This window comes from Limosilactobacillus difficilis, from assembly GCF_947387495.1.
Classification (GTDB): Bacteria; Bacillota; Bacilli; order Lactobacillales; family Lactobacillaceae; genus Limosilactobacillus; species Limosilactobacillus difficilis.
Genome location: NZ_CANDNU010000017.1, coordinates 1 through 14,389, shown reverse-complemented (window position 1 = coordinate 14,389; position 14,389 = coordinate 1). Strand labels below are relative to the sequence as shown.

Below are 14,389 nucleotides of genomic sequence, written 5' to 3'. Positions count from 1 at the left end.
TTATTCCTCCTTTTCGTAGATTAAGCCAAGCCGTTTAGAGTAACAAATTTGATACCCATTAAACTGAGTTTTCAAATTCCCATCCAAAACCAGCGCTAATGTCCCTTTCAACCAATAACTGTCCTGCCAGTTCCGGTAATGAGCATCAGTTATTTTTTCTAATTTATTAATTGCTGCAGAAATATCTGGAGTAATTGCATTTGGCAGCCGGATTATTTGTTTAGCAATTTCTTCATCGTTCACTTCATCCAGGCGGCGTCCATCAAGCAAAAAATCACCATCATCAGTATGTTGCAAAAGCACTAATTCAATCGACTCCTTGATGTCACGAACAGCGGCCTCAACGTTAGCATCTCGCATATCTTCGTGATCGCGGTCAAGCCATCCATGAAGATTATCGTATTGATCAGGCTCCTCAATTTGATATTCCCCTGCCTTGCGTATTTCTTTGCGTTCAAATACATTTTCTTCGTGACGAGGCTCTTCAATACCCAGTATTTCTGAATCGCTGCGTGAATCGTATACTTTTTGTACTAACTTGGAAATATCATTAGGGATATTAATCGTGTCCGGCAAGAAATGATCAGTTTTCATCAGCCAATATTTATCATAAACCGCTTCATTGGCGTCACCATAGTCGCCTAGTGCATTAATACCAAGAACATATGTAGTCGGTTCCTTTAATTTAGCCGGCCGCTTTATTTGATGACGATGCAGTCTACCCATTCGCTGAAGCAATAGGTCCATTGGTGCGATATCGGTAAAGAGGACGTCAAAGTCAATATCCAGTGATTGTTCCAGCACCTGAGTGCCAACTACCACCATCCTCTCTGGCCGATCACCATTCTTACCAATTGTTTTCTGCAATTGTTCTTCCAATTCTTCCCGATCAGTCGCCAAAAAAGCAGAATGAAGAATTAATTTTTCAATATTCTTCGGAATCAATCGTGATATTTGCTGCGCCCGTTTAACGGTATTGACAACAATTCCAGCAATGCCCCCTTCCTTAATGCTTTCAAGAACTTTAGTAACTAACGTTTCGTCATCGCAACTGAGACGTATAACTTTGTTTTCTTGCTGGTGATCTGGCGCTGAAAATTGATCAAACTGTTTTACCTCCTCACCATCAAGATATGTCAACAACGGATACGCTTGACTGTCCGCCCATTTAGTCTGTCCCTTGATGTTGTGGCCAAATTTTCCTTTATAATAGGCTTCTAATAGTTCTTTTCGTTTCTTTTTTGGAAGAGTGGCTGATAAAGCAATAACAGGAATATGATAAGCACCAAGCCATTGAAGGGTACACTTAAGATAAGAATTCATATAACTATCGTATGCGTGAATTTCATCAATAACGACCACCTTCCCGCTTAAACCTAAATGACGTAGGAAAAGGTGTCTTTGTTTTAGGCTCATTAATAGGAGATGGTCAATAGTTCCAATATCGAAGTCCGCTAACATCGACTTTTTCCCGGAGAACCAACTATTGATGACCGCTGAACCATGATCACTAATATCAGTTGCCAATGGTAAACTACGGTTTTCTTTATTAAACTGCGCTTTACCGTGCATCAATTTAATCGGTAACTTAGCAGTACTTTCTTCTGCCAACTCATCCACCCATTTTTCTGCACGGCTAAACATGGCGTTGGTGGTCGCTTGAGTCGGCAAGCCCATGAACATCCCCGAAGAACCTGTAGCGAGTGACAATTGCTCCACCGCTGTCATTGCGATTTCAGTCTTGCCGATTCCCATAGTTGCCTCGATGATCACCATCCCCGGATCTACAATTTTACCAATCTCTTCGGACATTAATCGCTGAACTGTTCGGGGATGAAACCCCCAGCGCTTTTGATAGTGTTCATTAATATCAAAAATTGGTTGCGGCTCCCAATGGTTACTAATATCCCAGGTCATAATTGCTTTTTGGAAACGAGTTTCCATGTTTAAGTCATCCATTGTTTGATCCAGTGGAATTAATGGAAACATGATTCTGGTGGGATCATCGTTGAAATATTCACTAGACGCAATCCAGTCAGCCATGATCAAGAGACCAGTTAATAAAACCGCCTGTTGCTGGGTGATTTCAGGAATATCTTCAAGTGACTGATATCCTGCTCTCTTTAATTCATAATTAATTAATTCTTGCTGGACTTGCTCCCAGGTAGCCTTTAACTCATCCTCATCGTCTGATTGAAAATAGTTACTAGGATATACAGACAATTGATCAAACGAATAGTCAAAATATTGATCAGCTGGTTTTCCATGGTGAGCTCCGATAATTGCACCAACACTCTCGTTTAGTCCACTATCCTCTAGCAAACTCTCCCCGGCAATTGCATGTGGTGATTCACGATGATCAGTCGGATCATATTCATTCAATGCTGAGAATCCTTGTCGCATCAGCCCTTCAATTAATTCATCATCCAGCTCCTTATCCCGATTGTAAGACTTCTTAGTTTGGAAACTTGGAGTGGCTTTGCCAATGTCGTGCACACCACCAATAACTCTGACCAGCTTTCTTGTTTCAGTTTCTGACATATCTCCACGCAGTTGCTCTCTTTGAGCATCATTGAGCCACACCTTATAGAGCCAGTCAATCACGTTATCAGTATCAATCAGATGAGCTATCAACGGTAACCAAAGCTCTTGACCATCATGATTTTCCTTTTTTGCCCATAATGCTTGGGCTCGCTTAGATAAGACCACTATAGATCCCTCCTACTATTATTGATAGCGTTTTCATTTTATTGTAAAAATAACTTATTTTCATTACTTGCCCCCATTATCATGGGGATTACTGACTAATTACCAAGAATATTTTCTATAACCTCGGATCACCCTCATCTTGATGAGGAATATTTTCTATAACCTGTTCTAAATATACCACTATTTAAATAAAAAGCAATCTTATTTATAAAAAATCACCGCCCCACGCACTTGGTACCAGGAAACGGCGACTTATTTCTGCAATCATGAATATGGATACCTACTCTTTCTTCCCCTCCGCAAACTTCACAAACAAGCCAATAATAATAACATTCAAAATCAAGAGAAAAAGATAGGCATGCTGGGTGCCGATTGCGGTCGGCAGGGGTCCTTTCGAGCCCATCTGGGCCTGACTAGCCGCGACAATCGCCGACGTCAGTGAAGTTCCGACCGCCCCGGAGAATTGCTGGATCGTGTTCAGGATGGCATTCCCTTGTAACACCTGGCCAGGCTGAAGGTGCGTCAAAGCGGCCGTCATCACGTTGCCGAGGGTCATCCCCATGCCGCCCATATAGAGAATATAGACAAACGCAATCATGACAACGCTGAGGTGGCGGGCAAAGATCGCAAAGCTCAGTCCTTCTACGGCCATCAGTGAGACTCCAGCGAGAATCGGCCGCCGAGCACCGTATTTATCCAACATCGTTCCACCGATTGGCCCCATAATAGCGCCAGCAAAACCCGCCGGCAAAACCGTTAATCCGGCCACCAACGCGGTCTTGCCATTAACCAACTGAATATGATTTGACAGCAAAAAGGCATTCCCCAGCGAAATCAGCTGGATCAAGAAGAAGCCCAAGGCATAAGCAGCAAAAGTATGATTCAATAACAATTGCAAGTTCAAAAGCGGCTGTGTAATTAGGTTTGACCGCCAAATTAGAGCCAGCAGACTGATCAGGGCAATAACAATTGCACTGGCAACAATCTGCCATTGTCCAGTACTCAGATTGCTAAAGCCAAAGATCATGCCGGCAAAGAATACTGCGATCGCAGTGAAACTGAGCTTATCGATGCTGACTTTTCTAATGACTGATTTTTGTTCAATGCCCCACCGACCCAGGCAAAGGGAAATGAGGAGCAAGGGAAGCAGAAAGTAAAAGATCCAGCGCCACCCCAGAGTATTAACCACAATTCCCCCAAAGGTCGGCCCGAGGGCGGGAGCAATCCCGGTGATAAGATTGCCGACCCCCATCATCATGCCAACTCGGCTTTTTGGCACTTGCTCCATGATGATGTTAAACATCAGCGGCAAGGCAATCCCAGTCCCAATCCCCTGGATCACCCGCCCTAGCAAAATCACAGGAAAGGCCGGAGCCAGAGCATCTGTCAGCAAGCCGATCATAAACAAAAGGTTTGCTGCTAAAAAGAGCGACTTGGTTTTAAAACTGCTTTTGAGAGCCGCCGAAATCGGTACGACAACCGAAATGGCTAGCAGATAAATAGAAGTAATCCACTGCACCACGTTTGTTGAAATCCCAAATTCTCGCATCAAAGTCGGGAAAGCAATGTTCATCGAGGTCTCCACAATCACCCCAGAAAAGGACATGATGCCGGTCGCAATGATCGCGGCGAACACCTTTCGGGAATCTTTTCACTAGTCGATTTCATGCGCAGTTCCCTCCTTGATAAAATCTAACACCCGTTGAACTACCGCTAATTCGTCACTTGCAAAATGGGCCCTTAATTTCTGATCATCATCGATCATATATGTTCGAATCCGGGAAATTAATTTTTCCGCCATCGGCATCAGTTGGACCAGTTTTTGTCGCTTATCATTTTCGGCATTAATCCGCTGAACCAACCCCCGTTTTGCCATTCTTTGAACCATCACCGTCGTTGTCGAACGTTTGATGCCGAATTCATGGGCAATCGCGTTTTGCGGACTGGTATGTCCCGGCTGGTTGGCAAGAAAGTCGATGACCGACATCTGGACGCCAGTGATCCCCAGGGTACTGGCAAAAGCATCCCGCTCGCGCTCCACCTGGGTCGACGCTTGTTTGACCATTTTCTTGATTGGTTCCATTTTCTGTCTCCTTGTTAGCTGGCTAACATCTTAAACTGAATTTTGTTAGACGCCAAACATTTTAGGAGGTCAAAAAAAAATCACCACCGTGGTATCGCTCGATGATGATTAAAAATATTATATTTTCATAATTTTATCGGACTAATTACTGATCAAGCTCAGACTGGCGCGCCGACTGGCCGAACGATAATTTCATTGATGTCCTCGTCAGCTGGGGTGTCAATGGCGTTCATCACGGCCCGAGCAATCAGTTGCGGATCCAAACCGATCTTTTCTTCCGTAGCAATCTCGGCCTTCCGCGCTGCGGGATCAGAAATGGACTTATAAAGTTCGGTGTGGACTGAGCCGGGACAGATCAGCGTCGCTTTGATTCCCTTGCTGGTTTCCTCAGTTCGCAAACCCTCCATAATAGCTCGCACGGCATATTTAGAGGCGCTATAAACAGTCCAGCGTGGGACGACCCGCCGGCTGTTGACCGAACCGGTAGTGATAATATGACCTGCCCCCTGCTTCTCCATTATCGGCAAAATGGCAGCAATCCCGTTGAGCACCCCCATAACGTTAACATCCATAGTTGCTTGCCATTCTTGACGTTGCCCAGACGCCAACGAGTTCACCGGCATGATGCCTGCATTGTTAAACATCACGTCGATCCGACCAAATTTGTCAACAGCGTAATCAACGACCGTTTGTAGATCTTCAAAATTAGTAACGTCCGCTCTAATGGTTGAAATATTAGCTGCGGGAAATGCGTTTTTGATCGCTTCCAGCCGGTCTAAGCGCCGGGCCGCCAGCACTACTTTGGCTCCTTTTTTGGCCAGTAGCTCGGCCGTTGCTTTCCCGATTCCACTCGAAGCACCGGTAATAATAACCACCTTATCTTTGACTATCATCATCTGTCCCCCTTACTTTAAATTGTTCTTAAAAAAGGCCGCAAACTTGGCAAACGGGATTTTTGCCATTTGGTCATACAGGTCGCAGTGGGTCGCACCAGGAACCACAATTAATTCTTTCGGATCCGTTAGCCGTTTATAAGCCGCTTCCGCCATGTAACGAGAATGGGCTTTTTCCCCCGTTACGATCAGCTTGGGCGCCGTAATCTTGTCGATGTTTTGCTGCAGCGGGAAATTGTAGTAGCTCCACGGCGAAACAGCATCCCAAGCAGTCGTTGAATTAATCGACCGGGGATGAAAGGCCCGTTGAACGTAGTAGTTGTAGAAGTCTTTGGTAATCGAATCAGCATCCGCGGGCAGTTTTTGGGGGAAAAGACTTGCAGCGTAAAGCGGCCGGTTGTTTTGATCAAAGGCCAATTCGTGGGGCCCGGGGACCTGCTTACCGCTGTCAACCTCTTTCCACCGCATGTCAGCTAGGTATTGTTTTTCAACTTCCCGCTGTTCTTCAGTCTTGGGAGTACCAATCCCATCCCACATCGAGGAAGACATGTCGTACATCACACTCGTTGCAACGGCCTTGATCCGCGTGTCGATAGAGGCCGCGGTCAAAGCATGAGAGCCAAGACCGCAAATGCCAAGGATCCCAATCCGTTCCCGGTCGACAAACTTTTGGCTGCCCAGGAAATCCACGGCAGCCGAAAAGTCCTCGACAAAGATGTCTGACGATGCCACGTTCCGTCGTGTTCCGGAGCTCTCCCCAGTCATCGATTGGTCAAAGGCTAAAGTGACAAAATCATGTTGAGCTAGGGTCTGGGCATAGAGGCCACTAGCTTGTTCCTTCACCGCCCCAAAGGGACCGGTAATCGCAATTGCCTGGTACTTTTCCCCCTCCGCAAAACTTTTCGACAGGTAGAGGTGACCAGCCAAGTTGAAGCCATAACGATTGGCAAAACGCACATTCTGCACCTCAATAGCAGGATCAACATCAAATACCCGAGTATCATTTGCTAATTTACTCATCATGAACACTCCTTTGAATTGCTATACTTTGATGATAGATAGCAAAGCGAAATATGTAAAAGTCCTATATTAAATGCTAAAATATAGCTAATAACTATGAGAAAGGAGAATCCCCGATGGAACTGCGTGTCTTACGCTATTTTCTTGCTATTTGCCAGGAAAAAAATATTACCAATGCTGCCGAAAGACTCCATATTTCCCAGCCGTCACTATCTCGTCAGATTAAAGATCTGGAAGAAGAGCTCGGGGTAACTTTGTTCATCCGCGGTCACCGCCAAATCACCCTGACGGAGGATGGCTACTTCTTACGCGATCGGGCCCAGGAAATGGTGACCATCGCCGACAACACTACTACCGCGCTCGCAAAAGACCGGTTTATCTCCGGTAAATTGAATATTGGCGCCGGTCAAACTCCAGCCATGGCACCAATTATGAAAATCATCGACGAGCTTTTACTAGCGTACCCGACAATCAGTGTGAATTTAGTTGACGAAAACGCTGATGCTACTGAGCACCAGGTGAAGCAAGGCAGTTTGAATTTTGGCATCATCATGGGGGACCGACCACTAAATGATTTTAATCGCATTATTCTGCCGGAGCGAAACCAGTTTGTCGCCATCTTTAACCAAAATTTGCCCTTGGCTAAAAAAAGCAAGGTGACTGCCGCCGACCTGGCCAACTACCCAGTAATTCTTTCCAATCAAAGTTTTGTTAGTGACAAATTCCGCAACTGGTGGGGCAACAACACGCATCTGAATAGCCCGCACATCACGTACAACCTTGTTTACAACGCTGCTCTGTTAGCCAAACAAGGCCATGTCGTGGAAATCACCTACACCGGCCTCGTCAATACGAGCAGCGACAGTCTGTTAACCGAGCGTCCCCTGTCCCCTAAGATTACCGACCCTAATATCCTCATCTGGAAAAAAGGAGTCCAATTATCCAATCTCGAGCAATTATTTGTCAACAAGGTGCATGAGTACCTGAATAGTCGCGAAAATTAAAAAGACAAAAAGATTGACTTGGAGTTAACTCCAAGTGTTAATTTAACAAACGAAGGAGGCGCATAATGGCTGATTTAACAATCACTGAAGTAAGCAAAAAGTATGATTTAAAAGCAGATACTCTCCGTTACTATGAACGGATTGGTCTGATTCCCTCGGTACCTCGCCAAAGCAACGGCAACCGTTACTACCCTGACGACTTGCAAAGCTGGATCGAAATGATCGTCTGTTTGCGGCACTCCGGGGTGACCATCGAAACGCTGATTGACTATGCCCATCTTATGGAGCAAGGTGACGCAACGCTCGATGCACGCGAAGAGCTGTTAAGAGAACAGCTGGCATTGCTGGAGCAAAAGCGGCACAACCTTGATCGGTCCATCAATCGGCTCCAACATAAAATCTCCCTCTACGAAACCGGTGAAATCAAAAAGCAAAAGAGCTATTTTGACGAATACAGAATCTTGGATGATCAAAAGACAAAGGAGTAATCACAATGGCAAAAACACTTGTACTTTACTACTCAGCAACTGGCACTACCCAAGGCATCGCACAGCAAATCGCTGACAAACTGAATGCTGATATCGCCGCAATCCACCCGGTACAACCCTACACCAGCACGGATTTAAACTGGCATGACTCATCGACCCGCGCAACGGTTGAGCAAAAGCAGCAGCACGATGGTCGGGTTCCGGTGAAAGACGACCTGCCCGACCCGGCCAATTATGACAACATCGTCATCGGCCACCCAATCTGGTGGGGCATTCCGCCGCGGCTGATCGCTGCTACAATTGATCAACTCGATCTCAACGGCAAGGTCCTGGCTACCTTCGCTACTTCCGGCGGTTCCAGTTATGACCGGTCCCAGTCCAACATCGCCCGGACGGTTAAGGAAAACAACTATCAGCTAGACCTGCAAAAGGGAGCCGTCCTCAATTCTTCCGCCGCCATTGACCGCTGGTTAGCTTCATTGCAGTTAAAATAATGCTGTTTTTAAAATGGAGGACATTAACATGGAATATACGACATTGAATAATGGGCAAAAGTTGCCGCTAGTTGGCTTCGGCGTTTATCAAATTCCACCGCGGCAAACCGCAGAAGCGGTGACGACCGCACTCAATGACGGTTACCGTTTGATCGATACCGCCGAATATTACCGTAATGAAAAGGAAGTTGGCGCGGCAGTCCGGCAAAGCGATATTCCCCGGGACGAGATTTTTGTGACGACTAAAATGCCGCCGCAACCGAGTTATGCGGCAGCTGCCCAGCGAATCGACGAATCCCTGAGGGCATTAGATATCGACTACATTGATCTGATGCTCATCCACTGGCCAGGACGGGCCAATGTTGAAAATTACCGGGCACTGGAAGATGCCCAAAAGGCCGGCAAAGTGCGTTCAATTGGCCTTAGCAGCTTTTATGGACAGGAGTACCAGGAAATTCTCGACCAGTGTGAGATCGTACCGGTTCTAGACCAAAACGAAACCCACGTCTTCCGCCAACAACAAGAATTCCAAAAAGTGCTGGAAGCCCACGGCACCAAACTGGAATCCTGGTCACCACTGGCGGAGGGCCAGCAAGGAATTTTCAGCAATCCTGTCTTAGTAAAAATTGCAGCCGCTCATCATAAGTCAGTCGCCCAGGTTGTCCTGCGCTTTCTAACCCAACGCGGGATCATTGTAATTCCCAAGAGCGTCCACCCTGAACGCATTGCGGAAAACATCAACCTCTTTGATTTTGAATTAACGTCTGCTGAAATGGCTCAAATCAAGACGCTCGATCAGAAACGATCAATCTTCGGCTGGTAATTTTGACTGACAGGTTGCACTTTGCTCAGGCTGACACCATCTCCCCAATTAATTAAAACAACGCCAAAAGACCGCTGACACTCGACAATTGTCGAATGTTAGCGGTCTTTGCTCTTAAGAGCAATCACAGCTCTTTTCGTTAAATTTAGATAAAATTTCAGCAAAATAGCCCTTAATTACCAGTTAACCACAATTTGATGTTTTTCGCATTGTTCGTGTTTTACATATATATGATCCATAATTCATACAATAGTTCGCTTTTATATTTAAAATGGTGTTGACTTCAGACTAATCATTCGTTATTATAAGGACACATTCGAATGTAAGTTGTCCCGTTGCTTTCTGAATCTCAAAGGAGTAATTCAATTATGCAAAGTCAATTTTCAACCGTCGAAGAAGCCCTTACACAGTTGTTAAATGGTGGATACATTATTTTGGCCGATAATGAAGACCGGGAAAACGAAGGAGACCTGGTAGCGTTAGGGGAAACCATTACTGCCAAAACGGTCTACGAAATGTTGAATGAAGCAAATGGTTTGATGTGTGTGCCCGTCAGTGAAGGAATTGCAAACCGTCTGGGATTCAAACCGATGGTAAAACACAGTACCGACCCCAACCAAACACCCTTTATGGTAACTGCTGATGGCACCTTAGCCGCAACCGGCGTTACTACTGGGGTTTCTGCTTTTGATCGGGCGGCTACGATTCGCCAAATTGCTAACCCTGCTGCCCAGGCAACAGACTTTAACCACCCGGGTCACATCCAACCACTTTACGCCCAACCACATGGCTTGCGAGATCGGATCGGTCATACCGAGGCATCGGTCGACCTCGCCTACTTAGCTGGGAAGGCTCCCGTAGCGGTGATTATTGAAGTCCTCAAAGAAGACGGGACGATGGCCCGCCGTGACAGCCTGGCCGCTCTTGCCAACCGGGTTAACGTTCCGTTCATTACCATCAAGCAAATTATTGAATACTTAGACGCCAAAGGAATTGACTACGCCGCTAGTTTAGCCCAAGCTGCTGTTAAATAAAGCTGACTTAGCTGGAATATTATTTCGCTGACTTAGATAAAACACGAATTGCCCTTGTCAAAGCAGAAAACTGCTTTAGCAAGGGCAATTTTTTATTTTGTTTCGCAGTCGGAGGAGCAAAAGGCCAGCAGACAAATCTTTCCGGCAGCATTTCTCCAGACCGATCAATCTTCGTCAATCGCTAGCTGACCGGACGAATACAAAACCGCCTTCCCGGCTAGCAAAGTGTTGCTACCTTGATAGTTACAATAGAGCACCCCGCCACGCGCAGAAACCTGGTAGGCTACTAACTGTTTTTTACCTAGTTTTGCGGCCCAGTAAGGAATAATGTGACAGTGGCCACTCCCACAAACCGGATCTTCAGCAACGGCCAGCTTCGACGCAAACGAGCGGGACACACAATCATAGTGCTCACCCTGGGCAGTTGCGTGCTGCAACAGACCCGGCAACTGGGCGAGCTTCTCCTGATTCGGCGTCATCTTCTCCACTACGGCCGCTTCATTGAAGACACACAGCAGGTCGCGAGCAGGTCGCGACCGAGGTACGCTTCTTCTGGCCGGGCCCCAAAGGCCACCGCCATCTGATCCGTTACCGGGATCTGGTGAAGCTGATAAGATGGAAAGCTCATTTCATATAAGTCGTCTTTTTTCGTCACCTGCAAGTCACCGCTCTTGCTGGTCGTGAAAGTAATCGTCTCACTATCCTGCGGAGCCGCAGTTTGGAAAATGATGAAGGCGGTCGCTAAGGTCGCATGGCCGCACAGGTCGATCTCCCCGCCAGGCGTAAACCAGCGCAACAGGTAATGGTCAGCCGTTTTTTTAATCGCAAAGGCGGTTTCTGAGAACCGGTTTTCCAGAGCAATTTTCTTCATTAAATCTTCACTGGGCCAGTGGTCCACGAAACAAACCGCGGCGGGATTTCCCGTAAAGAGCTTATCAGTAAACGCATCCGCGATATACATCTTGATCATCGGAACCGCATCCTTTCTTAATCTGGTTAATCACCAAAATTCAGTTTCATTTATTTAGGTTAATTATACTAGACAAATCCATCGTTGCCTTTTGTTACTCCCCTTATCCACCAATTTCAAAAAACTTGTTGACAATAAAAAAACACGTGCTAATATAATACTTGTAAATCTTAAAACAACAAGAAGCCAAGACAAATCAAAGGAGTTTTTTAATTATGAAATACGCTGTAACTGCTGCAACTGGTAACTTTGGTCAAGCTGCTGTCAAAGCTCTAGGTAAATTAACTGACAAGAGCAATATTATTGTCATCGCCCGGAACCAAGAAAAGGCTAATAAGTTTTTCCCCGACTTTGAAGTTCGTGAAGGCAACTACGATGATGTTGATTCAATGACCAAGGCACTTAATGGGGTTGATCGGGTTCTCTTTATCTCTTCACAACCGGGTGGTAAGGTTAGCCGTGATATTCAACACAAGCATGTTGTCCAGGCACTTCAAAACGCTGGTGTTGACTTTGTTGCTTACACTAGTTTCCCCGATGCTCAAAACTCGGTTAGTGCTTTAGCCGCCGATCATAAGATGACTGAACAATTAATTGAAAATGCTGGCATTAAGCATGCCTTCCTGCGGAACAACTGGTACCTTGAAGATGAAATTGCCTTCTTACAAATGGGTGCTAACGGCGACAGTGCTAGTTATTGGGCTGACGGCAACGCCGGTTGGGCTTTGGAACGTGAATTTGCGGAAGCGGCTGTCAAGGTCCTTGTTGCCGACAATACCAAGGATGTTTACGAATTTGCCGGTCCAATGAAGACCTACGATGATTTAGGAAAAGCTTTGCAACAAGCTACTGGTAAGGATCTTGATATTAAGCAAATTAGCAAGGATGACTACACGAAGTTGTTGGCTGCTGGTGGCTTGGATGACACTACCGCGGCACTCTTCGCCGGTTTCCAAGACCCAATCCAAGAAGGCTCATTAGACCACGCAAGCACTGACTTAGCTGATGTTTTAGGTCACGCCCCGCTTGATCTTGCAGATGCTATTAAGGAAATCCTCAGTCGTTAATCAGAAAATTATTAAATAGATAAAAGCTCCCCGTTTAGCTTTGGGGAGCTTTTTTATAGGAGGAAACAATGAACCATACTGAAAAACGCTGCTACTTAATTCAAGCGCTAATTCATGAAAATCCAGAGTACAGGACTATTCAGATTCCCACCAATTCTGAGCAACAGCAGCTTCTTTTACGTGCCCTAATGAATGTTCGAGCACCAAAAGAAATTAGTGATGAGTTTCAAGCGATTCAGGATGCTTATTTGAAAGAAGATGCATTGGCAAAAGGGATTGTTGCCGACGATAAATTTCCAACAGGGATCAGTATCTGGCAAGGAGACATTACCGGTTTAGGAACCGATGCGATCGTTAATGCTGCTAATAGTGGCATGACCGGGTGCTATATCCCCAATCATTCATGCATTGATAACGCAATCCATACCTTTGCGGGAATTGAATTGCGCAACAAGTGTGCTGAAATAATGCAAGAACAAGGGCACCCTGAAGAAACAGGACTTGCCAAGATAACGCCCGCATACAATCTACCAAGTAAATATATCATCCATACAGTCGGACCGATAGTCCAAACCGCTACATCGACCGACCTTGAAATACAACAACTCAGGTCCTCATATCACAGTGCATTAAAGTTAGCGGCAGAAAATAAGTTAAATAGCATTGCTTTCCCATGTATTTCAACTGGTGTCTTCCATTTTCCAAACTTACTAGCAGCGCAGATTGCAGTAGATGAAGTAAGTAAATTTTTGCAACAAAATACCAGTATTAAGAAGGTGATTTTTAATGTTTTCAAAGACCAAGACAAAGCAATCTACCAAGAACTACTTCAACCAAGTCAAACAAGAAATTAGTGATGCTAATGCAATTGTAATCGGGGCTGGGGCGGGCCTTTCCTTAGCGGCTGGTTTTACCCTGAGCGGTGAGCGTTTTACAAATTATTTTGCTGATTTCATCAAGAAATTTGGGATTACCGACATGTACAGTGGTGGCTTTTTCTCTTTCCCTAGTCGAAAGGCATATTGGAGTTGGTGGAGCCGTGTTATTTGGCTTAGTCGTTACCAACCTGCTCCTCAAGATACCTATCGACGACTTTATGAATTGATAAAAGGTCAAAATTATTTCGTTTTGACAACGAATGTCGATCATCAATTTCAATTAGCTGGCTTTGATAAGCAGCGTCTCTTTTATACCCAAGGTGACTACGGCCTATTTCAACAGGCAGATAGCCAGCAAACCTTTGATAATTTCACTCTGATTAAGAAAATGATCCTCTCTCAAGGATTTCAAATTAATGATAATAATGAGTTGCTAAAGCCAGATCAATTATCAATGGACGTTGATCCAAAATTAATCGCGCAAGCAGACCAGTATCAACTTAATTTACGCGTAGACAGTGATTTTGTTGAAGACGACGGCTGGCATCGAGCTGCGCAACGATTTAATCACTTTATTGAACGTTATCAACAGCAGAAGATACTCTTTCTGGAGTTGGGCGTCGGCAACAATACTCCCGGGATCATTAAATATCCATTTTGGCAATGGACCTATAACAACCCCCAAGCGCGATTAATTACTGTTAACACAACAGACGTTGCGTTTCCCCAAGAGCTTAATCATCAAGCCATTGGGTTCAAAATGGACATTAATGACTTTATCGATGCTTTGAAATGCTAGATCTAAGGGAGCTTGATCGAGAAAAATGCCTCACAACCGTTAGAAATTTCGGGTCTATATTAACTGGTATTGGTGAAAGCCGATGCCAGTTTTTATTATCTTAAATTGGCTAAATAAAAAAGGACAT

At 45.3% G+C, this 14,389-nt stretch carries 15 protein-coding genes; 8 read left to right on the top strand and 7 right to left on the bottom strand.

The window, feature by feature from the left end; translation table 11 throughout:
* From cas3 to QOR82_RS04775, 5 genes are all read right to left on the bottom strand, one after another.
* Positions 1–2,712, bottom strand: coding sequence for a CRISPR-associated helicase Cas3' (cas3, locus tag QOR82_RS04795; RefSeq protein WP_283583645.1), 2,712 nt, complete (start codon positions 2,710–2,712; stop codon positions 1–3).
* Between the two features lie 277 nt (positions 2,713–2,989).
* On the bottom strand, positions 2,990–4,315 hold the full coding sequence (locus QOR82_RS04790; protein ID WP_283583644.1) for an MFS transporter: 1,326 nt from the start codon (positions 4,313–4,315) through the stop codon (positions 2,990–2,992).
* Between the two features lie 48 nt (positions 4,316–4,363).
* Complete coding sequence (locus tag QOR82_RS04785) at positions 4,364–4,792, bottom strand: MarR family winged helix-turn-helix transcriptional regulator (protein ID WP_283583634.1); 429 nt, start codon at positions 4,790–4,792, stop codon at positions 4,364–4,366.
* Positions 4,793–4,950: 158 nt separating this feature from the next.
* Entirely contained in the window at positions 4,951–5,688 is a 738-nt protein-coding gene (locus QOR82_RS04780) for an SDR family oxidoreductase (protein ID WP_283583633.1), read from the bottom strand.
* A gap of 9 nt (positions 5,689–5,697) precedes the next feature.
* Positions 5,698–6,705 carry an alpha/beta hydrolase gene (locus QOR82_RS04775; RefSeq protein WP_283583632.1) on the bottom strand — a complete coding sequence of 336 codons (1,008 nt, stop codon included), beginning with the start codon at positions 6,703–6,705 and terminating at the stop codon, positions 5,698–5,700.
* Positions 6,706–6,821: 116 nt separating this feature from the next.
* Here QOR82_RS04775 and QOR82_RS04770 point away from each other — a divergent pair, with 116 nt between their 5' ends.
* The 5 genes from QOR82_RS04770 to ribB all read left to right on the top strand — a co-directional run bounded on the left by QOR82_RS04770 (position 6,822) and on the right by ribB (position 10,548).
* Complete coding sequence (locus QOR82_RS04770; protein ID WP_283583631.1) at positions 6,822–7,709, top strand: LysR family transcriptional regulator; 888 nt, start codon at positions 6,822–6,824, stop codon at positions 7,707–7,709.
* A 65-nt stretch (positions 7,710–7,774) separates the two neighbouring features.
* Positions 7,775–8,197: a MerR family transcriptional regulator gene (locus QOR82_RS04765; RefSeq protein WP_283583630.1), complete on the top strand. Its 423-nt coding sequence runs from the start codon at positions 7,775–7,777 to the stop codon at positions 8,195–8,197.
* Between the two features lie 5 nt (positions 8,198–8,202).
* Entirely contained in the window at positions 8,203–8,691 is a 489-nt protein-coding gene (locus QOR82_RS04760) for a flavodoxin (protein WP_283583629.1), read from the top strand.
* Between the two features lie 28 nt (positions 8,692–8,719).
* Positions 8,720–9,514 (top strand): aldo/keto reductase, encoded by a 795-nt coding sequence (locus tag QOR82_RS04755; protein WP_283583628.1) that lies wholly within the window; start codon positions 8,720–8,722, stop codon positions 9,512–9,514.
* A 368-nt stretch (positions 9,515–9,882) separates the two neighbouring features.
* Positions 9,883–10,548 (top strand): 3,4-dihydroxy-2-butanone-4-phosphate synthase, encoded by a 666-nt coding sequence (gene ribB, locus QOR82_RS04750; RefSeq protein ID WP_283583627.1) that lies wholly within the window; start codon positions 9,883–9,885, stop codon positions 10,546–10,548.
* Between the two features lie 164 nt (positions 10,549–10,712).
* On the opposite strand, the gene QOR82_RS09485 is transcribed toward ribB, so the two are convergent.
* Complete coding sequence (locus tag QOR82_RS09485; RefSeq protein WP_408612920.1) at positions 10,713–11,027, bottom strand: PhzF family phenazine biosynthesis protein; 315 nt, start codon at positions 11,025–11,027, stop codon at positions 10,713–10,715.
* Between the two features lie 8 nt (positions 11,028–11,035).
* Positions 11,036–11,518: a PhzF family phenazine biosynthesis protein gene (locus QOR82_RS09480; RefSeq protein WP_408612919.1), complete on the bottom strand. Its 483-nt coding sequence runs from the start codon at positions 11,516–11,518 to the stop codon at positions 11,036–11,038.
* 215 nt (positions 11,519–11,733) lie between these two features.
* Here QOR82_RS09480 and QOR82_RS04740 point away from each other — a divergent pair, with 215 nt between their 5' ends.
* The 3 genes from QOR82_RS04740 to QOR82_RS04730 all read left to right on the top strand — a co-directional run bounded on the left by QOR82_RS04740 (position 11,734) and on the right by QOR82_RS04730 (position 14,262).
* On the top strand, positions 11,734–12,585 hold the full coding sequence (locus tag QOR82_RS04740) for an NAD(P)H-binding protein (protein ID WP_283583626.1): 852 nt from the start codon (positions 11,734–11,736) through the stop codon (positions 12,583–12,585).
* Positions 12,586–12,653: 68 nt separating this feature from the next.
* Positions 12,654–13,439: a protein-ADP-ribose hydrolase gene (locus tag QOR82_RS04735; protein WP_283583625.1), complete on the top strand. Its 786-nt coding sequence runs from the start codon at positions 12,654–12,656 to the stop codon at positions 13,437–13,439.
* A complete protein-coding gene (locus tag QOR82_RS04730) occupies positions 13,372–14,262 on the top strand; it encodes an SIR2 family NAD-dependent protein deacylase (protein WP_283583624.1) in 891 nt (296 codons plus the stop codon). The genes QOR82_RS04735 and QOR82_RS04730 overlap by 68 nt, the downstream gene beginning before the upstream one ends.
* Positions 14,263–14,389: the final 127 nt, after the last annotated feature.